Origin of the sequence: Roseovarius aestuarii (genome assembly GCF_019966515.1) — a bacterium.
Lineage (GTDB): Bacteria > Pseudomonadota > Alphaproteobacteria > Rhodobacterales > Rhodobacteraceae > Roseovarius > Roseovarius aestuarii.
The window spans coordinates 82,692-105,574 of sequence record NZ_JAIMIB010000004.1 but is presented as its reverse complement, the minus strand read 5'-3'; the positions used below and the strand labels follow the sequence as shown (position 1 = coordinate 105,574).

The window sequence follows — 22,883 nt, the reverse complement described above, 5'->3', positions numbered from 1 at the left end:
CCCAAGCGCGACAGTCATAAGGATAAAACGATGCGCCCTTCAGGTAGAGATTTAAGCGAGATGCGGCCGGTTTCAATCGAAACCGGAGTGACAAAACATGCCGAAGGGTCCTGCATGATCCGCATGGGCGACACCCATGTGCTGTGCACCGCCACGATTGAAGATCGAGTGCCGCCCTTTATCAAGGGGTCCGGACTGGGTTGGGTCACTGCGGAATACGGGATGTTGCCCCGCTCGACCACCAGCCGGATGCGGCGCGAGGCGTCTGCCGGCAAGCAAGGCGGGCGGACCGTGGAAATCCAACGGCTGATAGGGCGATCCTTACGCGCGGGTGTTGACCGGGTGGCGTTGGGCGAGCGGCAGATCACCGTCGATTGCGATGTCATTCAGGCTGATGGTGGCACGCGCTGTGCTTCGATCACCGGCGGATGGGTGGCCTTGCGGCTGGCGGTTGGCAAACTTATGAAGGCAGGCGATGTGATCAGCGATCCGATGACCGATCCGGTCGCGGCGGTCAGTTGTGGAATTTATGCAGGCCAGCCCGTGCTCGATCTGGATTACCCGGAAGACAGCGAAGCGGGTGTTGACGGTAATTTCATCATGACCGCCTCGAAACGCCTGGTCGAGGTACAGATGAGCGCCGAAGGCTCCACCTATTCCCGCGATCAGATGAACCAGCTGCTCGATCTTGCAGAAAAAGGCGTAGACGAGCTGGTGGCAGCACAACTGGCGGCGACCGGTGCGTAAGTTTCAGGGCGATACCCTTCTGGTTGCGACGCATAACGCGGGCAAGCTGGAAGAAATCGCCGCGCTGCTGAAGCCTTTCGGTGTTCAGATCGTCGGCGCCGCCGAAAAAGGGCTGAGTGAACCCGACGAAACCGAAACAACTTTTGTCGGCAATGCCCGGATCAAGGCGCATGCAGCGACCAGGGCCACCGGGTTACCTGTGCTCTCGGACGATTCCGGCATTGAAATCGACGCATTGGGCAACGCGCCGGGGGTTTTTACCGCAGATTGGGCCGAAACAGAGTCTGGTCGTGATTTTGTCATGGCCATGACCAACACCCACAAAAAACTGATGGCAACCGGTGCCGAACCGCCCTGGAAGGCGCGGTTTTGCTGTACATTGGTTCTGGCTTGGCCCGACGGGCATGACGAGGTTTACCCCGGTAATGTGGCGGGCCAGATCATCTGGCCGATGCGGGGAAGTCAGGGGCACGGCTATGATCCGATCTTCATGCCCGACGGCTATGACATCACCTTCGGCGAAATGGACCGATGGGAGAAAAACCGCATCAGTCACCGGGCGGATGCCTTCGCCAAACTGGTTGCTGGGTCGTTTGCCTGAGAACTGGCAAATCGGGGGCTTCGGCCTTTATCTGCATTGGCCGTTCTGCCAGGCCAAATGTCCCTATTGTGACTTCAACAGCCATGTCGCCCGCGAGATCGATCAGACCGCTTGGAAAGATGCCTATTTACGCGAGATTGATCGCTACGCCGAACTGTTGCCGGGGCGGGTGCTGAGTTCGGTGTTTTTCGGCGGCGGCACGCCCAGCCTGATGGATCCTGATGTGGTGGCTGCCATTCTGGAACGGGTGCGTGAAAGCTGGCCGCAGGTGAACGATCTGGAAGTGACGCTGGAAGCCAATCCGGGTTCGGTCGAGGCTGGGAGGTTTCACGGATATGCCGAGGCAGGTGTGTCACGCGTCTCGATGGGCATACAAGCCCTGAATGATGCCGATCTGCGCCGATTGGGGCGCATTCATTCGGTCGCGGAAGCTCGACAAGCCTTTGATATTGCAACGAACTGCTTTGATCGTGTTAGCTTTGACCTGATTTATGCACGTCAGGATCAGACATTGGAAGACTGGCAATCAGAGCTACGCGATGGCTTGGCGATGGCCGCCGATCACCTGTCACTTTACCAGCTGACAATCGAAGACGGCACCGCGTTTGCTGATCGCTATGCGGCCGGGAAATTACGTGGTCTGCCGCCGGATGACCTAGCCGCAGATATGTACCAGGCAACGCAAGAGGTTTGTGACGCTGCGGGGTTGCCCGCCTATGAGGTGTCCAACCATGCGAAACCGGGAGCCGAGTCGCGCCACAACCTGATCTACTGGCGCTATGGCGATTATATTGGCATCGGTCCCGGCGCGCATGGGCGCATTTCGCAGCATGGCAACCGTTATGCAACCGAGGCGTTTTCATCGCCGGCAAAATGGCTAACGGGTGCGCAATCCGGCACCACTGAAAAACCGCGCACCATACTGGCCGGGCCAGAGCAAGCGGATGAATATCTGATGATGGGGTTGCGCATTGCCGACGGCATCGATCCCGTTAGATATGAAAGATTGGCCGGACAGCCGCTTTCGTCTGAAGCCACCACGAAATTGGTGGATCTGGGAATGATCACGGCAACGCCCGAGCGAATTTGCGTGACAGATCAGGGGCGGATGCTGTTGAATGCCATTATCATAGAATTTTTGTCAGGAATATAATGCGGCTGCTCTGGGTAACATTGGGTCTTTTGAGCCTAGGATTGGGGATCATCGGCATTGCCGTACCCTTGTTGCCCACGGTGCCGTTTGTCCTTCTGGCCGCGTTCTGCTTTGCCCGCTCCTCCGAACGTCTGCACAATTGGTTACTAACACATCCACGCTTCGGACCGGTTATCGAAGATTGGAACCAGAATGGCGCCATCAGCCCGCGGATAAAGCGCATTTCAACGCTGTCGATCCTGGCCGTTTTCGGAATCTCTCTTGTGATGGGACTGCGCCCTGTGATTCTTATCGTTCAGGCAATCACGCTTGGCTGTGTGACCGTCTTTATCTGGACCAGACCTAACGGCTGACGCTTAGCAGGCGGCAAAGATCATCCAGCTCGTCAAGAGAGTTGTATTTGATCGTCATCTGACCGCCCTCGGTACCTGCCTTGTGATCGACCGACACTTTCATTCTAAGATTGGCAGACAAATCGCCCTCAAGCGCTTTGGTATCGGCGTCTTTGGCGGGTTTTAACGCTGTTTTGGCCGGTTTCCTTGTATTAGCACCCGCGCTTTCGGCACTGCTTTTCACCAGCTTTTCCGTCTCGCGGACCGAAAGGTTTTTCTGGATAACCAGCCGTGCAAGCCCGACCGGATCATCAGCGGTGATCAGCGCGCGGGCGTGGCCGGCTGAAAGCTTGCCATCTCGAAGATATACTTGAACCTCGGCTGGCAATGTCAGGAGGCGAACCGAGTTTGCGATATAGCTGCGACTTTTCCCAAGCACTTGGGATAGCTTATCTTGTGTGTGCCCAAATTTTTCCATCAACTGGTTGTATCCAGCGGCCTCATCTACCGGGTTCAAATCGGCCCGCTGAATGTTCTCGATAATCGCAACTTCCAGCACTTCGGTATCGGTGAATTCGCGCACCAGCACCGGGATCTCGTGCAGTTTGGCCATCTGCGCAGCGCGCCAACGGCGTTCGCCCGCGACGATTTCATACTCACCCGCATGCCCCGGCCTTGCCCGGACGATCAGCGGCTGGATGATACCTTTTTCAACAATTGAAGCGCTGAGATCGGCAAGTTGATCTTTATCGAAACTACGGCGAGGCTGATCCGGGTTTGCCGCGACCTTTTCAATCGGCACCAATAGATCGGGACGGGCAGGCGTTGCGTCGCTCCTTACCCCGGTATCTTCGGTGACATCTGCCATCAGCGCCGACAATCCGCGCCCAAGGCCCCGTTGCTTTTGAGGTTTCTTCGACATTCCTTGGTCCTTCCCCTCGCTCAGGCAGCGACTCGCGGTTGATTCTTGATAAGTTCCTGAGCCAGATCGCGATACGCCTGCGCGCCTTTTGAGGCGGTATCATAGGCCAGCACCGGTAGCGCGTAGGATGGCGCTTCACTGACGCGGACATTGCGTGGGATCCGGGTTTTGAACACCAATTCCCCCAGGTTGTCGCGAGCATCCTTTTCAACTGCGCCAGACAGGTTGTTACGCATGTCGAACATCGTCAATACAATACCTTCAATCCGCAGATTGGGATTAGCCGTCTGACGCACTTCACGGATGGTCAGCATCAGTTGCGACACACCTTCCAGCGCAAAAAATTCCGATTGCAGCGGGATCAGGACAGAATGCGCTGCAACCATCGCATTCACCGTCAGAAGGTTCAGCGACGGCGGGCAATCAATCAGAATATAATCAAGCTCGTAATCATCCATCGCGGTTTGACGCAGGGCGTCATGTAAAAGGAAGCTTCTCTTTTCATTGGAAAAAAGCTCGATATCTGCAGAGCTGAGATCGACCGTCGCCGGAATGATCAGAAGGTCGTCATCAGCGGTCTTTTGAACCACATCGACAAGATCAACATCGTCCAACAGCAGATCATAAGTGGTGAATTCACGATTTTCCGCATCAATACCTAACCCGGTCGACGCATTCCCCTGTGGATCAAGATCGACAATCAGAACGCGATTACCTGTTTCGGCCAGCGCGGCAGCAAGATTGATCGTCGTTGTGGTTTTGCCCACGCCGCCTTTCTGATTGGCGATTGCGATGATTTTGGGTCCACGCGGACGAGTCGGGTCAGACACGCGAAACTCCTGTTATGCACAAAATGACGGGGCCGGTTTCGGTTTCACTCTTAGCAAACCAATAATCAAAATGCCACTTGGTTCGCGCCTCTTCCACTTCTTTTTGCCAGTTCGCCCCTTTGGGAAATATAGCCACACCATCCGGCTTCATATGCCGTTCAGCGAAGCCCAGAAGGGTCGATAAATCCGCCAGTGCCCGGGCAGTCAGAACATCGGCCTGAAGGGGCGCCACTTTCTCGATCCTGTCGGTCACCACCTGGGCCGGCGCGCCCGTCTCGCGGATGACTGTACGCAGGAAGGTGCATTTACGAATATCACTTTCAACGAGCGTTATTCTTTCAGGTGATCCGGTCTCCATCGCCATGATCGCCACCACGAGGCCGGGAAAGCCGCCCCCGGACCCAAGATCAGCCCAATGGCTGATAGAATGTGGTGCAATCTTAAATAATTGAGCAGAATCAACGATATGGCGCGTCCACATGTCGCTTATCGTTGATTTTGAAACAAGATTGATCGACCGACTCCATTTGCGAAGCAGGTCGGCATAAATTGACAACCGCCTTTCTGTTTCACGTGAAACATTCAACGCACCCTGCGCCGTCATGCCGATTTCCCGCGTCGATCCTGACGAAGACGCGCCATTACCAACGTCAACGCAGCGGGTGTCATTCCGTCGATCCTTCCGGCCTGACCAAGATTGGCCGGGCGCGCGGCGGAAAGCTTGGACCTAAGCTCATTCGACAAGCCCGGAATGCTTGAATAGTCGAAATTCGCCGGAATGCCCTGCGCCTCGTCACGTTTCAGCAGTTCGACATCCCGGTTCTGGCGTTCGATGTAATTTGCATAAAGCGCGTCCTTTTCCAGTTGCGCCCGCGTATCACCGTCTATTAACGCCAGTTCACTATCCAGCATCAGCAACGCCGAAAAATCAACGTCAGGGAAAGACAATAACTGAAACGCTGTCCTTCGGGTACCATCCTGATTCACCTTCAGGCCAATATCGGCGAGTTGCTTGGGCGTAAAGCTTCGCTCTTCCAACCGCTCACGGCCCGCAGAGATACGTTCCATTTTTGAATTGAAAGCCTCACGGCGTTCCGAACTGACACATCCAAGCTCAATTGCCTTGGGCGTCAACCGTTGATCGGCATTGTCCGCCCGCAGCGAAAGCCTGAATTCCGCGCGGGATGTAAACATGCGATAGGGTTCCGATACCCCGCGCGTGATCAGATCATCCACCATCACGCCGATATAACTGTCCGACCGGCTAAAAAGAGCAGGTCCATCGCCCTTGGCGGCCAGCGCAGCATTGAGGCCCGCGACCATGCCTTGCGCCGCTGCTTCCTCGTATCCTGTGGTTCCGTTAATCTGACCCGCAAGATATAGGCCAGGAATGGTTTTGACGACGAGCGTGGCATCAAGCGCGCGCGGATCAACATAGTCATATTCAATGGCATAGCCGGGCTGCAGGATCGTCGTGTTTTCCAATCCTTTGATCGAATGCACATAATCAAGCTGCACTTCTTGTGGTAGCGAGGTCGAGATGCCATTGGGATAAATCACATTGTCCGAAAGGCTCTCGGGTTCCAGAAATACCTGATGCGAGCTTTTATCAGCAAAACGCACGATTTTATCTTCAATTGACGGGCAATAGCGCGGGCCAACGCCATCAATATGGCCGCCATACATCGCCGAGCGCTCAAGGTTCTCTCTGATGATATCATGGGTTTTTTCATTTGTATGGGTGATCCCGCAGGATACCTGCCTGGCGGCCGGTCGGTCGGACAAGAAGGAAAACAACGCCGGATCGTCGTCGCCGGGTTGAGATTCCAACTGCGCCCAATCAATGGTTTTACCGTCAAGGCGCGGCGGTGTGCCGGTTTTCAATCGCCCCAGCGAAAGATCAAAGGAATCAATTCTTTCGGCAAGCTTGACCGACGGCTTATCGCCCATACGGCCACCCGGGCGTGACACATCACCGATATGGATAACCCCGCGCAGGAACGTACCCGTGGTCAACACAACCGCGCTGGCCCGTATCTCGCTTCCGTCATTAAGAACTACCCCGGCCACACGCTCCCCCGACATGATGAAATCACAGGCCTCGCCCACAACAACATTCAGGTTTTCCTGCTCTTCCACTTCGGCCAGCATGGTATCACGGTAGATTTTGCGGTCTGCCTGAGCACGCGGACCTTGCACGGCAGGGCCTTTGCGACGATTCAGCAAGCGAAACTGAATGCCCGCCGCATCAGCAACGCGTCCCATGACCCCGTCAAGCGCATCAACTTCGCGAACCAAATGGCCTTTGCCCAACCCACCGATCGCTGGATTACACGACATAACGCCGATACCCAGCCGATCGAGCGTGATCAGTGCAGTTGTCGCGCCCATACGAGCGGCAGCATGCGCTGCCTCGGCCCCGGCATGGCCGCCCCCAATCACCACAACATCAAAATGTTTCACGTGAAACACTCCTCATTTACCAAGGCAGAAACTGGCAAAAATCTCATCCAGAACGCTTTCGATATCTACGCGTCCTACCAGAGAATCAAGCGCGCGAATAGCGGTCCGGATTTCCTCTGCCGCGATATCTGCCGTTTCCTCGCCCTGGGGCAGCAGCGTCATCGCGGCGCTCAGCGCTTGGCAGCCACGTTCCATCGCCTGCTTATGACGCAACCGTGTAGCGATACCCACGCCAGCAGCCCGGGTTTTCAGCACATCTGTGATCCGTTCAATCAGCTGCGAGACGCCGTACCCTGTCTGCCCTGATACTGCATTTGTTTTGTCGTCCAGAAGATCAGCTTTGGCGGTCAGGATGATATCGTCTGCTTCGACGTTAAGGTCAGGAGTGGCGGCATCTTGAATCAGGAATACCCTCAGATCCGCCTGCCGCGCGCGCTGTCGCGCCCGGTCGATACCGATGGTTTCCACGACATCATCCGTCTCGCGCAAACCAGCAGTATCGAGCAATGTGACAGGAAGCCCGCCAAGGTCCATACGAACCTCAATCACATCCCGCGTCGTTCCGGCAAATTCCGAAGTTATCGCTGCATCGCGACCCGCTAAGCTATTGAGAAGAGTTGATTTTCCAACATTTGGCGCACCTATGATAGCCACTTCGAACCCGGTTCGTATTCGTTCAGCATTCCCGACGCCCCTGATCTCGCTTTCCAGCTCTGCGACCACTGTTGAAACCAGTTCGGTCACTTCCGGAGAAACGTCAACCGGTACGTCCTCGTCGGCAAAATCAATCGTGGCTTCCAACAATGCCGCAGCGCGGATCAGGTTCTGCCGCCAACCATCGGCGCGCTTACCCAGATCGCCCGACAGAACCCGCATGGCCTGACGGCGCTGCGCCTCGGTTTCAGCATCGATCAGATCGGCAAGTCCTTCGACCTGTGCCAGATCAAGACGACCGTTTTCCAATGCGCGACGGGTAAACTCGCCAGGTTCTGCCGGGCGCAATCCGACACTGCGCGATAGCTCATCCAGCAATGACGATATCACCGCGACGCTGCCGTGGGTTTGCAGTTCAACAACATCCTCGCCGGTGAAACTACCATCCTCGGGAAAGGTTAACACCAAGGCTTCGTCGAGCCGTCGTCCAGCAGCATCGTGCAAGTTACGCAGAGACGCCTGCCGGAAGGGCGGTACATCCCCACAAAGCGCCCGCGCCGCCGACAATGCCTGAGGCCCGGAAATGCGGATTACCGCAACGCCGGCTTTGCCTTGCGCTGTTGAAAGAGCATAGACGGTGTCCATGATTGGCCTCGCGGCGTCCCGGTCAGGTGTTCATCGAATCGAAGAATTCTGAGTTTGTCTTGGTTTGTTTAAGCTTCGATAACAGGAATTCGATCGCGTCGGTGGTGCCCATCGGGTTGAGGATACGGCGCAGGACAAAGGTTTTCTGCAGGTCGATCTTGTCGATCAGCAGATCCTCTTTCCGTGTGCCCGACTTCAGAATATCAATGGCCGGGAAGACGCGTTTGTCGGCGATCTTGCGATCCAGCACCAGTTCGCTATTACCGGTACCTTTGAATTCCTCAAAGATCACCTCGTCCATCCGGCTGCCGGTGTCGATCAGCGCGGTGGAGACGATGGTAAGCGAGCCGCCTTCTTCAATATTCCGCGCCGCACCAAAGAACCGCTTTGGCCGTTGCAGGGCGTTAGCATCCACACCACCGGTCAGAACTTTACCGGAAGAGGGCACGACAGTGTTGAACGCTCTACCAAGTCTTGTGATTGAATCAAGTAAGATCACAACATCTCGTTTATGCTCAACCAAGCGCTTGGCTTTCTCGATCACCATTTCAGACACAGCAACGTGGCGCGTGGCAGGTTCATCGAAGGTTGAGCTGATGACCTCACCTTTGACCGAACGCTGCATGTCGGTCACCTCTTCGGGGCGCTCATCAATCAGCAGGACGATCAAATAGCATTCTGGGTGGTTGGCAGCGATACTGGCAGCGATATTTTGCAGGATCACGGTTTTACCGGTCCGCGGCGGGGCCACGATCAGCGACCGCTGGCCTTTGCCGATCGGCGCGACCAAGTCGATCACCCGCGCGGATTTATCCTTGATCGTCGGATCCTCAATTTCCATTTTCAGCCGCTCTTCCGGATAGAGCGGTGTCAGGTTATCGAAAGCGATCTTGTGTTTGGCTTTCTCGGGATCTTCGAAATTGATCTGGGTGACGGAGGTAAGCGCAAAATAGCGCTCGTTCTCCTCGGGCGCCTTGATGAAACCGTCGATCGTATCACCGGTGCGGAGTGAAAATTTGCGGATCATCTCGGGCGAGACGTAAATGTCATCGGGGCCCGGCAAATAATTCGCCTCGGGGGAGCGCAGAAAGCCGAAACCGTCTTGCAGCACTTCGAGCACACCGTCGCCCGAAATCTCCCATCCCTCATCCGCGCGTTCACGCAGGATCTGGAACATCATCTCACCTTTACGCATGGTCGACGCATTTTCGATCTCAAGTTCTTCAGCCATTGACAGAAGGTCTTTGGCGGTTTGTGCCTTGAGATCGGCAAGATTGAGTTTTTCTTGGGACATGGGAATATACCTTAGAAGCGGCAGCTGGCGCGCGCATTCATTTCATTGCTGGAAAAACAGGTCACCCGGACGGGCGCTTGGAAACGCTACATAAGAGGCCAGCAGGAGCGAGTCAACAACGGCTAGAACCGTATGACGACCGAAAGCACGATGATCACCATCAATACAGTCGGGACTTCGTTCATCATCCGATAGTGACGGCCGCTCAGTGTGTTCTGTCCGGCGACGAAATCCTTGCGGCGATATCCCAACCAGTGATGAAACCAGGTCATCACCAACACAGCCACCGCCTTGGTGTAAGGCCAGATCGCCGACCAATCGACAATGCCCGGTGTAAAAACAAGCATCAGCCCAAAGATCCAAGTGGCAACCATCGCCGGGTTCATGATCAGACGCAGAAGTTTCAACTCCATCATCTGGAAGAGAGGATCAATCTCATCACTCTTCTCAGCCTGTTCGACGTGATGTACAAAAAGACGAGGAAGATAAAACAGACCTGCCATCCACGCGATTACAGACATGATATGGAAGGCTTTGGTCCAGGGATAAAGGTCTGCCAGAAAGTCACCCATGATCTTTCCCCAATTCTGAGCAACCCTCCCTTAATAATAAATAGAAAGATAAGAAAGGATGATGTTTATGTAGGGCGGGCTGTTCTTGTGGATTATTGGGTTATTCTCAGATTTTAAACAAGCAGGTATCTACGTTGATAAAACTGTGGGCAGTATAGGCCGATAAGAAAATATATTTAATATCAATATGATAAGTAAATCTATCTCTGGACAACATGTTGATAAGTCCGGGATAAAATTTTAGCTTCACAAATTGTCCCGGGCGCTAAGTTTTCCTTTTCCACAGCGGGATGAAAAATTCGAAATGCCGTGAAACCGCGCGATTTGCACAGGTCACTGCGGAGGGATGGATTTGTCGGGAAACTATTCTTAAACATCTCTTAAGATATCATCGGGTTTTCCACATGTCTCAAGAACTGATCTTGGCTTCGGGGTCGCAGATACGGCAGCAGCTCTTGCGCAACGCAGGACTGAATTTCGCCGTTCATTCGGCGCGGGTCGATGAAGAGATGGTACGCGATGCGCTGCTGGCCGACGCGGCTCCGGCGCGCGATATTGCCGATACGTTGGCAGAGTTGAAAGCGCGAAAGGTCAGCGACAAACTGCCCGGCGCGCTGGTGATCGGCTGCGATCAGGTGCTTAGTTTTGAAAAAAACCTGTTGTCTAAGCCATCATCTCCGGGTGAGGCGCGAGATCAATTGCAGCAGCTGCGGGGTAAACGGCATGATCTGCTATCTGCTGTGGTCATCTGCGAAAACGGCCAGCCCGTCTGGCGGCATGTCGGCGTGGTTCGCATGACGATGCGGCGCTTTTCAGATGCCTATCTTGACGGTTATATAGAGCGAAACTGGGACAGTATCCGGCATTCGGTCGGCGCCTATATGCTGGAAGAAGAGGGCGTCAGGTTATTTTCGCAGATTGACGGAGATTACTTTACGGTGCTTGGGTTGCCGCTGCTGGATCTTCTGTCATATCTCGGGCTTCGGGGGATAATTGAGCAATGAGTGACAAGAAGATACCGCTGGCAGGGGTGATCGGACATCCGATCGCACATTCCAGATCGCCGCATCTGCATGGGCACTGGCTGAAGACACATTATATACCGGGATATTATATCCCGATGGATGTCACCGCAGATGATCTGCCGGATGTGATCAGGACATTGCGGAAAATGGGCTTTGTCGGCGTAAACATCACCGTGCCGCACAAGGAAAAGGTGATGGAGCTGGCCGATCTGGTCACGGATCGGGCGTCACTGATCGGGGCGGCGAACACGTTGATCTTCCGGCGCGATGGCAAACTGCATGCCGACAATACCGATGGCTACGGTTTCATCCAGAATCTGCGGCAGAATGCACCAACATGGAATCCAAAGGCGGGGCCTGCCGCTGTATTGGGTGCGGGCGGAGCCGCGCGCGCGGTCATTGCCTCGTTGCTGGAAGTTGGCGTGCCGGAAATCATGATCGCGAACCGAACACGGGTCCGGGCCGAAGGACTCCAATCGGATTTTGGTAACCGGCTGCGGGTTGTCGATTGGGTACAGGCGGGCAACATGATGGATGTGGCCGCAACCGTGGTGAATACCACCTCGCTTGGCATGGTTGGCAAGCCCGAGCTGCGAGTGCCACTTGATGGATTGCGCAAAGGCGCGGTGGTGACCGACCTTGTCTATGCACCATTGCAAACCCGACTTTTGCGCGAAGCTGGGGAAATGGGCTGCGTCACCGTGGACGGGCTGGGGATGCTGCTACATCAGGCCGTGCCGGCATTCGAGCGCTGGTTTGGCCATCGGCCCGAGGTTGATGACGCTACACGTGCGGCCGTTCTGGCATGACATTCAAGCTGGGGCTGACCGGATCAATCGGGATGGGAAAATCCACCACGGCTCAGCTTTTTGCCGATGAAGGCTGCGCGGTTTGGGATGCAGATGCAGCGGTTCACCGGCTTTACTCCCGCGGCGGCGCGGCTGTTGCGCCGATGAGCGAAGCATTTCCAGAAGCCATCGTCGACGGTGCAGTATCACGGGCACAGTTGAAATCCGTCATCACCACGGATGCGAGTGCGCTGAAGAAGATCGAAAAATTCGTGCACCCTCTGGTGGCCTGGGACCGTGATATTTTCCTGCGTGACTGTGAAACCGATATCGCGGTTCTTGATATTCCGCTTTTGTTTGAAACCGGTAGCGACAGGCACATGGATGCGACGGTCTGTGTTACCGCTCCGCCCGAGATACAGCGGAAAAGGGTTCTGGATCGGGGTAGCATGAGCGAGGCAGAGCTTGACGTGATCCTGGCTAAGCAAATGCCTGACGCAGAGAAGCGAAATCGTGCTGACTTCGTCATCATAACGGATACGCTTGAGCATGCGCGCGAACAGGTGCAGGCTGTGGTGAAAGAGATCAGGGGCAGGTTGAAAAATGCGTGAGATTGTCTTCGATACCGAAACCACGGGTTTTGAGCCCGAGAAGGGCGACCGCATCGTCGAAATCGGTGCGGTGGAGTTGCTGAACCACATGCCCACGGGCCGAACCTATCACCAGTATATTAATCCCAAGCGCGGTATGCCGGACGAGGCTTTTGGCATCCACGGGATTGGCCCCGATCTGTTGTCAAGCCCGCGTCCGCCGAAACCCGGCGAAGTTATATTGAAGGACAAACCGGTATTTGAGGCCATCGGGCGGGATTTCATCGATTTTATCGGTGACGCCCGGTTGGTGGCGCATAACGCATCCTTTGACATGAAGTTTCTGAATGCCGAGTTAGGCTGGATGTCCCTGCCCAAATTGTCGATGGACCGGGTGGTCGATACACTGGCGATTGCGCGCAAGAAATTCCCCGGCTCGCCTGCATCGCTGGATGCACTCTGTCGCCGCTTTGGCATCGACAATTCAACACGAACGCTGCACGGGGCGCTGCTCGATTCCGAAATTCTGGCAGAAGTGTATCTGGAGTTGATCGGTGGGCGGCAACCGGATTTCGCGCTGAGCGCCACAACTGGTTCTGCGGGTGGCGGATCGACCGCGGCCGGGGATTGGCGGCCAGCGCCGCGACCGGAACCGCTGCCGCCCCGGCTGACCGCGGCAGAAGCCGCCGCCCATGAGGCGTTTGTTGAAACGTTGGGCGACGCGGCGCTGTGGAAGAAACTGGGTTAAGCGTCCGGCTTAACGGTTTCGTCTTTTGATGCGGCCTTACGGCGGCTGATTTCATTGCGATAAAGCTGCATGAAATCGATGCTTTCCAGATTGAGAGGCGGGAAGCCGCCATCGCGCGTCACATCGCTGACGATCCGGCGTACATAGGGGAAGGTCATCCGCGGGCATTCGATCAGCAGGAACGGGTGCATCTGATCTTCGGGCACGCCCTCGACATGGAAAACCCCGGTATATTCGATTTCGAGCAGAAACAGCGGTTCGTTTTCCTTGGTCTTGTTCTTGCCCGCTACATTGAGCTTCATCGTGACTTCATATTGATGCTCGATCTTACGCTTTTTCGCGTCCAGATTAACGCCCACGGTCACGTCCAGCTGAACGTCGCCACCGGTACCCCTTTGCGCGAGGATATTTTCAAAGGATAGATCACGCACGAACTGCGTCAGGACGTTCATTTTTACCTGCGGCGCCTGTTGGGCTGCACCGTTTTCATTTTCGGCCATTTATATGCTCCAGAGAGGTCAGAAATTTGGCGCAGGCTTAACAGCTAGGGACCGGTGTCTCAATGCTTAGTCCAGCCAGAAGACTGATGGGTAGGTTTTTTCGGCGGCTCAACCTCGTGAAAGTCGCCGTCGATGACACCGGATGCGCCGGGAGTGGGCCGGGCCATCGGATCCTGCTGACCCATTTCAAACCGCTGCACATGAATGCGTTTTTTCAAATACTCAAACGCGGCACGGCGCACCTGCGGCATCAGCAGGGCAAAGCCGGCACCGTCGGTAAAAAACCCCGGCGTCAGCAAAAGTGCGCCTGCCAGCAGAATCATCGCGCCATGCGCCAGCGGTTCGGTAGGATCATCAAGATTGGAAAACGAGCGTCGCAGCTCGCCTATCGCCATGGCTCCCTGTGTTCGTACCAGCCAGGTGCCTAGAATCGCCGTCAGTACCACGATAGCAAGTGTCGGCCACAGCCCGATAAGGCCGCCAACCTGGATAAACAGGGCAATTTCGATCAATGGAACGGCGAGAAAGGCCAGAAACAGCCACATTAGGGCGACTCCTTTGTTTTACCGCGCACATAGTGGACTTGGGTGCGTTGACCCCCTACATAAGAGCGTGACAACGGTGTTACCATGCCCCACACGACAAGAGGTACAAATGAATTCGCCCATCCTACAGCTTTTGGTGTTGGCCGGCATTGCCATCTTTCTGATTTTGCGCCTGAAAAGTGTGCTGGGCACCCGCGATGGGTTTGAAGGCCCTGCACAGCGTGGTCCGGCGCCGTCAAGTAACCGTCGGCATGATTTCGAGGTCATTGACGGCGGCCCCGACCGTGACATCACCGATCATGTCGCCGAAGACAGCGAAGCCGCAGCAGCCTTGGCTGAGATGAAGCGGACCGAGCAGTCATTCAACGTGACCGAATTTCTGCAGGGCGCGCGGGGCGCGTATGAGATGATCCTGATGGCGTTCGAACGCGGCAAGCTGGATGAAGTGACTCCGTTTCTGTCGGAAGAGGTGTACGAAACCTTTGTTCAGGTGGTCGATGCCCGTGAGGAAAAGGGCCTGACCATCGAGGCCGACTTTGCCGGGGTCCGTGAGGTGGCATTGCAGGATGCGCGGTTTGATACCGCATCAAAACGGGCCGAGATTACTATGAAATTTGTGGGCGAGCTGACTTCTGTTGTTCGCTCCAGCGATGGCGAGATAATCGAAGGCAAACCGGGGCAATCCAAGCGTCAGAAAGATATCTGGACCTTTGAGCGGGTCATGGGTGCAGATGACCCGAACTGGCGGCTTGTTGCCACAGGCGAATGACCCGGGCGCTCTGGTTTCTGATCTGTCTCTGGCTGCCTTTGGCAGCCAGCGCCGAGCCCGAAGAGCTGAACCATAAAATCCTGACCTTTGACGAGCTGAAGGATTGGGAGACAGATGATCACGATGCCGCGCTTGAAGTCTTTCTGAACACATGTCCCGATCTGGCTGATCCGGATTGGGGCTCGCTCTGTGCGCTGGCACAGCAGAAACCCGAGGCGAAACCGTTTTTTGAACTGTTCTTCCGCCCGGTGCTGATCGAAAACGAAAAGGCACCGCTTTTTACCGGCTATTTCGAACCGGAACTGCAAGGATCGCTACAACCCGACGCGCGTTTTCGCTACCCGGTTTACCGGCAGCCTTATGCCTCGAAAATCTCTGACCAGTGGCTGACCCGGCGCGAGATAGAAACCAGTGGCGTCATGGCGGGCAGGCGGCTCGAAATCGCTTGGGTCGATGACCCGGTCGAGCTGTTTTTTTTGCAGATTCAAGGCTCCGGTCGGATAAAACTGCAAAATGGCCAGACTATCCGCGTGGGCTATGGCGGTAAGAACGGGCATGAATACCGCTCGATCGGGGTCGAACTGGTGCGGCGTGGCATCTACGAAGCGCATCAGGTCTCAGCCCAGGTGATCAAGAACTGGGTGCGGCGCAATCCGATTGAGGGTCGCGAACTTCTGTTTCACAATCCGTCCTACGTCTTTTTCCGCAAGCTGACCAAACTGTCTTCAAGCGCCGGTCCGCTTGGCGCGATGAATAGATCGGTGACGCCTATGCGTACGATTGCCGTTGACCCGGCCTATGTGCCGCTTGGTGCACCGGTCTGGATCGAGAAGGAGGGCGACGGGCCGCTTCGCCGGCTGATGATCGCACAGGATACAGGCTCGGCTATCAAGGGCCCGCAGCGGGCGGATATTTTTTTCGGCACTGGTGATGCGGCGGGTCGCGCTGCCGGGCGGTTGCGTGATCCGGGGCGCATGGTGGTGTTGCTGCCGATACAGCGCGCCTTTGCCACCTTGCCCGAGATCACACCATGAGCCGACGAAAACTAAGGCCCGATGAGCTTGATCTGTGGCGCAGGGTGGCCGATACGGCGCAACCATTGCATCCGGGTAAACCGACCCCGATCACCCTGCCGCTGATTGAAAAGGACGGACCCAAACCCGCACCGAAACCCATTGAAGCTTTCGATATCGGCAAACGCAGTAACGGAAGGGCGCCGGGGCATAATGTATTGCCGGGCCTGCCCGATCGGTTGGCCAAGACACCGGTTCAGATGGACCGAAAAGCTTTCGGCAAGCTTAAGCGCGGTAAGATGGTGCCTGAAGGCAAAATCGACCTGCATGGCAAGACGCTGGATCAGGCGCATCCCGCGCTGACACGGTTTATTCTGGGCGCGCATGCGTCGGGCAAGCGGTTGGTGCTTGTCGTCACAGGCAAGGGCAAGGACCGCGATGATGGCGGCCCGATCCCGGTGCGTCTGGGTGTGCTGCGCCATAACGTGCCGCATTGGTTGTCGGTGCCGCCACTTGCGCAGGTCGTTTTGCAGGTGACCGAGGCGCATCTGAAGCACGGCGGCGGCGGAGCTTATTATGTCTATCTACGCCGGAGCTGATAGCAGCGGGCTGGCCCTGCGGACCCCGATAAACACCATCGCACTGGCAAAGATGAAATAGGCGGCGACGATCAGATATTGTGTTTCAATCCCAAGCCCCAGATCAATTGCAACGCCGGTCATACCCGGGCCGATGGCCGAGCCAAAAACCATGACCGCAGCGGCAAGTGCTTTGATCGATCCGATAAAGCGTGTGCCATAAAATTCAGCCCAGAAGGCGGTGGGAAGGGTGGTATTGGCCCCGGTGGTCAGACCCAGAAAGAAAAAGCCCAGCACCATCGTCGCGGTCCCCGAAGCATAGGCGAAAATGATAAAGGCCACGACCATCGGCAGCTGAAAATAGGGGATCAGCCGCGCCGTGCCCAAGCGGTCTAACGCCCAACCTGACAGCATCATCGCGCCGATGCTGACCAACGTGTAGAAAGGGAACATCGCCACCAGTGCCACATGGGTCATTTGCTTGATCTCGGCAAAATGGACCTGATGGAAAAAGAACGCCGTGTTAAAGGCGCTGGGGCCCAGGATCGCGGGCACCATGAACCAGAACAGCCAGTGACCGACCGCCTGATTGCGCGTCCAATGCCGGGCAGACATGCCGAGCGCCTGGTCGGTTGTAGCAAGCGATTGCGGCGTGCGCTCCCGCCGAAGCAGCATCAGCAGCACCGGAAAGCCGATGCCGACGATTAGCGCCGCGAGACCCCATAGCAAACGCCAGTCGTAGATCAACATCAACGAGACGAATATCAGCGGCAACAAGGCTTCACCCAGGGCAAATCCCAGGGTCGCAATCGAAAGTGCCTTGCCTCTCGTCGCAATGAACCAACGTGCCATTGCAACCACGGCGATATGGCTGGCCATACCCTGACCGGTGAATCGCAGGGCCAGAATAACCAGTGGCAAAAGCCAGACCGCGTGGTTTAACGCCATAAAAAGACAGGCTAGTACCAGCATCACCAGCACAGCGGCGCCCAGCGCGCGCGCGCGGAAATGATCGGTCAACCCCCCGGCCCAGATCATGATCAGCGCCGACAGGCTGGTGCCCAGCGTATAGATACCGCCCCATTCGCCGTGGCTGAGGTTGAATTCGGTGCGAATCTCGCCCGCGAAAATCGAGATGAAAAACGTCTGGCCAAAGCTCGACAGGAAGGTCAGCAACATTCCCGCACCAAGCCAGTTGGCATTTTCTCGAAGGAACGCTACCAGACGCATCGGCTAGTCGGTCAGATCGAGCAGCGGAAAGATCATCTTGGCGAAGCGTAGGGAGTAGTTTTTGGTCAGGTGGTTGCGGTCATAGATGATCATGTTGCCTGAGTCATCAACGGACGGGCAGACGGTATCGTTACAATAAAAATCAGTGGTTTCGATGTAGAGGTCAAACGCATCGGCCAGATCACGGGTGATATGCGCAGGCTCAAGGTAACGCGTGCGCGGGATCGTTTGCGGCGTGGTATGGCCATTTCGCAACCCCTGAATTTCGTGCTCGACGACCGGTATTTTAAACACGGGCCCCTGTTCGATATAGACCACCTGCGCCCCGGATTGCCGTAGGGCCGCCGCCGCCAGGTCGAACTTCGGGCGTATCAACTCCTTGGTTGCTTGCTGACCGTCGATCTGCGCACCCCGGTTACCAGCTGTATTCCACAGGTTGCCGGTGATCAAAACAGTGTCAATTGTGCCAAGGGCTAAGATGCGCTCCAGCACGGTGGCATGGGTTTCTTCGGTGCAGGTCGCCAACGCGGTATTGCGCAACCCCAGCACCGGCGGGCAGCCATCTGAAATATATACCATTCCCGACAGGCCGTTTTCGCGAGCGAACTGATCGACACCATAAAGCATTGCCCCCGCCAGACTATCGCCCCAAAGGACAATAGTAGGTTCTTTGCCAGCGGCACCGAACGGGCAATACTCGAGGCCGATGTCATCCTCGGTGGTGGCGCATTCAATCTTCACGTCCTCACGCTCGATAAAGGAGACCATCTCGGGCGTTGCGTTCTCAAGTGCCCATTTGAAAGACGGGATCGATCTGAAATCCTCGTGCACGGCGGTCAGAAAGGCAGTGGTTGCCCCAGCAATCAGCAGAAAGCAGGTGGCCATCGACAAGCAGAGTTTTCTAAGCGAGGCCGTGCGGCGGAAGGGACGTTCGACAAGCCGGAAACTGATGACCGCCAGCAGGATCGAAAGTGCGATCAGCCAAAGGACGTTCTGGTCGAATGACGGCGTGCCGAAACGGTGTTTGTAGAAAGCAAAGACCGGCTGATGCCAGAGATAGGCGCTGTAGGAAACAAGGCCGATCCAGACTAATGGTTTTGTGCCAAGGATCTGATTTGCAAGCGTTCCCGAACGCGCGAATAGGATGATCAGCGCGGTTCCGACCGCCGGGGGCAGGGCGTAGGCGCCGGGGAAGGGCGTTGTTTCGTCATAAAGGAAAATCGGCACGGTGATCAGTAATAGCCCGGTCCCGGAAAGCAGATCAGCCTTCAGATCGCGCGGCCGGCCGGGTTTTTTCCGAAGATACATGGCGGCAAAAACACCAAGCAAAAGCTCCCACCCGCGGGCGGGAAGAAGGAAGAACGTGGCGGATGGAGAATTGTAGATACCCCATTGCGACACGGCGAAACTGATCGCGAAAAGCACCACGAGAGAATAGAAAACGACCCGCTTTCCCAAGGGGTTAAACAGCATCATCAGCAGCGGAAAGAAGATATAGTATTGCTCTTCTACAGCCAGGCTCCAGGTGTGGAGCAGGGGCTTTAGTTCCGCTGTGGTTTCGAAATAACCCGATTCCAGCCAGAACAGAAAGTTGGAGACAAAGAAGGTGACCGCGACCATGCTGTCGGCGAAACCCTCGAGGTCGCGGGGCATGAGCCAGAACCATGCAAACGGGACTGACACCAGCATGACTGTGAAAAGCGCCGGCAGAATGCGGCGCGCGCGGCGTTCGTAAAACCTGAGGATTGAGAAATTACCCGCGTCCAACTCATTGATAATAATCGTGGAAATCAGGTAGCCCGAGATGACGAAGAAGACATCGACGCCGATAAAGCCGCCGCTGAATGTGGGAAGCCCGGCGTGAAACAGGATAACCGGCACAACCGCCAGCGCCCGAAGGCCATCAATTTCCCCGCGGTATTTCATCACTTTATCCGTTCCCGACTGGGTGGCGATGTACACAAAGCGGGGCGGGGATGCGAGACAAAAAGCGTGCCGGTGAAACGTACAGGACGTACGGCATGCCTGTGAAAAACGTACGTAACTCGTCAGGTGTCGGAGGAAGTGCGTACGAGTTGCGGGTTTTTCGCGAAGTTGAGTGAAAGGAGAGGCTGCGGCCGGTCAGGATTTTCGCGCCGCTCGCGGATCAGAGCTGTTGCTATTCACGAGTGCGGTCTGGGAGATGATGACGGGTGCGCAGCGTGTACGCACCTGTCATTTCATCAAACAGATCAGTTCTCTTTTTCGATCTCGATGTCCATCTTCAGGAAACCGTAGATGTCGCCGTCACGCTGGTTCTTGTTGCGTGAATTGCCAGCGGCCATGCCGATGCCGCAGATCGGGCACAACAAAACGCCAACAGCAGTCGCAGACTGGTTCCGAGACCGTTTTGACAGGTTCACCGGCGCGAAGTTTTTCGAATAGGTCTGGTCTTCGTAGGTGCAGCTAAGCTTGGCCGCCACTGCGCCTTCACTGTAGGCCGGGACGTTGACCGTTGCAGGTGCCTTGAAAGTCGCGGTGTATTTCGAGGAATCCAAAACACAATCAGCTGCCAGCTTTTCGTCTTCTCCCTGCTTCTTCAACGACACGGGAACCGGTTGCAGCCCGGCGACAAATGCCTTTCCGGCCTCGCCTTTGAACGCTACGCCGACACCATCAGCTTCTGGACCGGATACGGGCGCACAGGCTGCAAGTACAAGAGAGCCAACAACTCCCGCGATAACAAAAGATCTCATATTTTCTTCCAAGTTTGGTTTTTCATTGAAGTCGGGGCATACGTTTCATGCAACGGTTGTACAAGCAGATAAAATAGGGGTTCTAGGGGTCGTGCAAACAGCCATGATCTGATCCATGCAAAGGTGACCTGGCAACGTGATACAAGTACAATTGAAGCCTGCGACTGGCTGTTCGGTCGGGCAATCAATCAGGTAGATGGTTACACACGACACGACCTTATCCAGAGCTATCAATTCGAGCTTCCGGCACTGTCGGGACGCTGCCCACGCCACTGATAAGGTCGACCGCACGTAGATCATCGTCCATAAACTCAAGTTTGAGCTGTCCCGCCAGACCAGAAAGCTCGGAACCGTTGATATAGATGACCTTCTCGCGGGCATTATCCACGGCCACATCATAGCCCATCAGACGGATGGCGAAGGTTGCGAGATCGAAATGCGACCGCACCTTACCTGCTTCAGCCATAACATCGTCCGGATCGGGATGATTTACTGGCAGGAACAGAAACGGCACGCCAAACACCTTACTCTTGAACCATCCGTGGCCCCGCTTGGTATCTTCTCCCTTGAGCAGCTCGCCGTGATCTGCCGTGTAGAGAATATAGGTTGTTTTAGAGCTGCGACTGCTAATCTGTTCGATCAATTCTGCGACCACATGATGGCTGTAGAAGATCGCATTGTGGTATTCATCATCAAACGTCTTGAATTCGACCGGGGACTTGTCAGCGTAGGGGCTGCGCGCCCCTCTGGGTGCAATCACGATGAAATTGCGCTGATCCAGATCGATTTGCCCAAGATTGTAGGCCAGGCTTGCATCGAAATTGCGCTGACCCGGTGGTGCGTCACTGCGCACTCGGATTGAATCGATAGAGTTCGCACACATATAGGGCAGCATCGTGTTGGCAGCATTCTGGCCGTAGCCATAAACGAAATGCGTGGCGAACCCGTTCTGCTTTGCCAGACGGAACAGACAGTTGGATTGCGACACGAATTGCTGACCCAGCCCAGGATGTTTCAACCGATTTAGCAACCCCGCGACCGATGTGCGTGTCATCGTCCCGGCGGCATAGATGGTTCTCGCAAAAAGCCCGTCAATCTGTTCAAGCGCCGGAGTGGTGTTACCTTCGTAGCCCAGGACCGACAGGCTTTGCGCGCGTACGGTCTCGTTTAATATCAGGATGATGTTTGCATCCGGGGTGGAGACGATCTGCGGTGCAGGCAGTGCAGGATTATCCAGTGCCTTTCCGGCAAGCCGGTCCGGCAATATTCCGATCATAAGATATCTGGCTGATCTGTAGGCGTTGTCCGCGCCAAGGCGATTGATATCCGGAAACAGTTTTACGAAAGACGGCTCCCCGAGTTTGGCCTTGTTTCTTTCGATAAACACATAATTGCCAATAAAATCGCAGGAAATGACAATCAAGATAAACATCAGTGATTTGGGTTCGACAACGCGGCGTCGCGATAATGGGACGAGAACCGTCAGGATGAGGAGCAATGCAATACCAGCCATCATTAAGGTCGATGTCATTTCGTCCAGAACTTCAAACAGCGACGACATGATAAGCAGGAAATCCGGCGCCACCTGAACAAGGTGAATGGGCAGGATGTAGCTTCCGAAATACTCAAAGTTGATCATCTGAAACAGCGACACCGCGAATATGAGCATCAGGAAAGCTACATAAAAGAAGCGGCCCATGAAGGTCGCGGCAAAGACGATCAGAAACAGGAAATAGTAACCGCTCTTCAGAATCGCAGACAAACCAAACACATAGTTGTCGTTAACAAAGTGATGAAAAGACAAGTCCAGCGCCGTGATCACAACCATGCAGAAAGCTGCGATCGCCAGGTTGTATTTGGTGCGGATCAAGGTCTGTTGGATCAGCCCCAGTATGCTTGGCAATGGTTTCTGCATAAAATCAAACTCGTAAATCGACTGTTGCTTACTGCATTCGTTGCGTTGCCGCTTCGGATGAACAACACCTAAAGGTTGCACATAGCGTATTTCAATCGCGCATGTGGCTTAAAATCCTCATGCTTGGAAACAGTCCGGGATTCGGATGTCGCGTCGCACAGGAAAGTTAAAGAGTTCTGCTTCTGTTAGGCTTGTTATGAGCTGCTGACCAGCGAACAACCGGCCTTTGTTTTG

At 55.4% G+C, this 22,883-nt stretch carries 24 protein-coding genes; 11 read left to right on the top strand and 13 right to left on the bottom strand.

Annotation, left to right across the window (positions count from 1 at the left end; translation table 11 throughout):
- Positions 1-30 precede the first annotated feature (30 nt).
- The 4 genes from rph to LC334_RS07475 are packed head-to-tail and all read left to right on the top strand — an operon-like array spanning position 31 to position 2,854.
- On the top strand, positions 31-747 hold the full coding sequence (gene rph / locus LC334_RS07490; RefSeq protein ID WP_085799953.1) for a ribonuclease PH: 717 nt from the start codon (positions 31-33) through the stop codon (positions 745-747).
- Positions 740-1,348 (top strand): RdgB/HAM1 family non-canonical purine NTP pyrophosphatase, encoded by a 609-nt coding sequence (rdgB, locus tag LC334_RS07485; protein WP_085799954.1) that lies wholly within the window; start codon positions 740-742, stop codon positions 1,346-1,348. The genes rph and rdgB overlap by 8 nt, the downstream gene beginning before the upstream one ends.
- On the top strand, positions 1,311-2,501 hold the full coding sequence (hemW, locus tag LC334_RS07480) for a radical SAM family heme chaperone HemW (RefSeq protein ID WP_223412910.1): 1,191 nt from the start codon (positions 1,311-1,313) through the stop codon (positions 2,499-2,501). Before rdgB ends, hemW begins: the two co-directional genes overlap by 38 nt.
- Entirely contained in the window at positions 2,501-2,854 is a 354-nt protein-coding gene (locus tag LC334_RS07475) for a YbaN family protein (RefSeq protein WP_085799956.1), read from the top strand. Before hemW ends, LC334_RS07475 begins: the two co-directional genes overlap by 1 nt.
- Here the strand turns inward: LC334_RS07475 and LC334_RS07470 are convergent.
- The 7 genes from LC334_RS07470 to hemJ form a co-directional block, all read right to left on the bottom strand.
- Positions 2,844-3,755, bottom strand: coding sequence for a ParB/RepB/Spo0J family partition protein (locus LC334_RS07470; protein ID WP_085799957.1), 912 nt, complete (start codon positions 3,753-3,755; stop codon positions 2,844-2,846). The genes LC334_RS07475 and LC334_RS07470 overlap by 11 nt on opposite strands.
- A gap of 20 nt (positions 3,756-3,775) precedes the next feature.
- A complete protein-coding gene (locus LC334_RS07465) occupies positions 3,776-4,585 on the bottom strand; it encodes a ParA family protein (RefSeq protein ID WP_085799958.1) in 810 nt (269 codons plus the stop codon).
- Entirely contained in the window at positions 4,578-5,189 is a 612-nt protein-coding gene (rsmG, locus tag LC334_RS07460; protein WP_085799959.1) for a 16S rRNA (guanine(527)-N(7))-methyltransferase RsmG, read from the bottom strand. The genes LC334_RS07465 and rsmG overlap by 8 nt, the downstream gene beginning before the upstream one ends.
- Positions 5,186-7,048 (bottom strand): tRNA uridine-5-carboxymethylaminomethyl(34) synthesis enzyme MnmG, encoded by a 1,863-nt coding sequence (gene mnmG, locus LC334_RS07455; protein ID WP_085799960.1) that lies wholly within the window; start codon positions 7,046-7,048, stop codon positions 5,186-5,188. Before mnmG ends, rsmG begins: the two co-directional genes overlap by 4 nt.
- 12 nt (positions 7,049-7,060) lie before the next feature.
- Positions 7,061-8,347 carry a tRNA uridine-5-carboxymethylaminomethyl(34) synthesis GTPase MnmE gene (gene mnmE / locus LC334_RS07450; RefSeq protein ID WP_085799961.1) on the bottom strand — a complete coding sequence of 429 codons (1,287 nt, stop codon included), beginning with the start codon at positions 8,345-8,347 and terminating at the stop codon, positions 7,061-7,063.
- A 22-nt stretch (positions 8,348-8,369) separates the two neighbouring features.
- Positions 8,370-9,641 (bottom strand): transcription termination factor Rho, encoded by a 1,272-nt coding sequence (rho, locus tag LC334_RS07445; protein ID WP_085799962.1) that lies wholly within the window; start codon positions 9,639-9,641, stop codon positions 8,370-8,372.
- Between the two features lie 122 nt (positions 9,642-9,763).
- Positions 9,764-10,213: a protoporphyrinogen oxidase HemJ gene (hemJ, locus tag LC334_RS07440; RefSeq protein ID WP_085799963.1), complete on the bottom strand. Its 450-nt coding sequence runs from the start codon at positions 10,211-10,213 to the stop codon at positions 9,764-9,766.
- 404 nt (positions 10,214-10,617) lie between these two features.
- Between hemJ and LC334_RS07435 the strand changes: the two genes are divergently transcribed.
- Genes LC334_RS07435 through dnaQ form a run of 4 tightly spaced genes read left to right on the top strand, consistent with a single transcriptional unit; the run spans position 10,618 to position 13,364 of the window.
- Positions 10,618-11,217, top strand: coding sequence for a Maf family protein (locus LC334_RS07435; RefSeq protein ID WP_085799964.1), 600 nt, complete (start codon positions 10,618-10,620; stop codon positions 11,215-11,217).
- The gene (locus LC334_RS07430) at positions 11,214-12,047 is read left to right on the top strand and encodes a shikimate dehydrogenase (protein ID WP_085799965.1); all 834 of its coding nucleotides are present in this window, start codon (positions 11,214-11,216) and stop codon (positions 12,045-12,047) included. The genes LC334_RS07435 and LC334_RS07430 overlap by 4 nt, the downstream gene beginning before the upstream one ends.
- Complete coding sequence (gene coaE / locus LC334_RS07425) at positions 12,044-12,637, top strand: dephospho-CoA kinase (RefSeq protein WP_085799966.1); 594 nt, start codon at positions 12,044-12,046, stop codon at positions 12,635-12,637. The genes LC334_RS07430 and coaE overlap by 4 nt, the downstream gene beginning before the upstream one ends.
- Positions 12,630-13,364, top strand: a complete 735-nt coding sequence (gene dnaQ / locus LC334_RS07420; RefSeq protein WP_085799967.1) for a DNA polymerase III subunit epsilon — start codon at positions 12,630-12,632, stop codon at positions 13,362-13,364. The genes coaE and dnaQ overlap by 8 nt, the downstream gene beginning before the upstream one ends.
- Here dnaQ and secB read toward each other — a convergent pair.
- Positions 13,361-13,864, bottom strand: coding sequence for a protein-export chaperone SecB (secB, locus tag LC334_RS07415; protein ID WP_085799968.1), 504 nt, complete (start codon positions 13,862-13,864; stop codon positions 13,361-13,363). The two genes, dnaQ and secB, sit on opposite strands and share 4 nt — an antisense overlap.
- A 59-nt stretch (positions 13,865-13,923) precedes the next feature.
- The gene (locus tag LC334_RS07410) at positions 13,924-14,409 is read right to left on the bottom strand and encodes an FxsA family protein (RefSeq protein ID WP_085799969.1); all 486 of its coding nucleotides are present in this window, start codon (positions 14,407-14,409) and stop codon (positions 13,924-13,926) included.
- 109 nt (positions 14,410-14,518) lie between these two features.
- Between LC334_RS07410 and LC334_RS07405 the strand changes: the two genes are divergently transcribed.
- From LC334_RS07405 to LC334_RS07395, 3 genes are read left to right on the top strand one after another with little or no spacing between them, the layout of a single operon-like run.
- On the top strand, positions 14,519-15,178 hold the full coding sequence (locus LC334_RS07405) for a Tim44/TimA family putative adaptor protein (RefSeq protein WP_085799970.1): 660 nt from the start codon (positions 14,519-14,521) through the stop codon (positions 15,176-15,178).
- A complete protein-coding gene (gene mltA, locus LC334_RS07400; protein WP_085799971.1) occupies positions 15,175-16,212 on the top strand; it encodes a murein transglycosylase A in 1,038 nt (345 codons plus the stop codon). Before LC334_RS07405 ends, mltA begins: the two co-directional genes overlap by 4 nt.
- Complete coding sequence (locus LC334_RS07395) at positions 16,209-16,790, top strand: Smr/MutS family protein (protein ID WP_085799972.1); 582 nt, start codon at positions 16,209-16,211, stop codon at positions 16,788-16,790. Before mltA ends, LC334_RS07395 begins: the two co-directional genes overlap by 4 nt.
- Here the strand turns inward: LC334_RS07395 and LC334_RS07390 are convergent.
- The 4 genes from LC334_RS07390 to LC334_RS07375 all read right to left on the bottom strand — a co-directional run bounded on the left by LC334_RS07390 (position 16,776) and on the right by LC334_RS07375 (position 22,649).
- Positions 16,776-17,999 (bottom strand): MFS transporter, encoded by a 1,224-nt coding sequence (locus tag LC334_RS07390; RefSeq protein ID WP_085799973.1) that lies wholly within the window; start codon positions 17,997-17,999, stop codon positions 16,776-16,778. The genes LC334_RS07395 and LC334_RS07390 overlap by 15 nt on opposite strands.
- A gap of 3 nt (positions 18,000-18,002) precedes the next feature.
- Positions 18,003-19,925: an acyltransferase family protein gene (locus LC334_RS07385; RefSeq protein WP_085799974.1), complete on the bottom strand. Its 1,923-nt coding sequence runs from the start codon at positions 19,923-19,925 to the stop codon at positions 18,003-18,005.
- A gap of 305 nt (positions 19,926-20,230) precedes the next feature.
- Positions 20,231-20,734: a hypothetical protein gene (locus tag LC334_RS07380; RefSeq protein WP_085799975.1), complete on the bottom strand. Its 504-nt coding sequence runs from the start codon at positions 20,732-20,734 to the stop codon at positions 20,231-20,233.
- A 217-nt stretch (positions 20,735-20,951) separates the two neighbouring features.
- Positions 20,952-22,649, bottom strand: coding sequence for a sulfatase-like hydrolase/transferase (locus LC334_RS07375; protein ID WP_085799976.1), 1,698 nt, complete (start codon positions 22,647-22,649; stop codon positions 20,952-20,954).
- Positions 22,650-22,883: the final 234 nt, after the last annotated feature.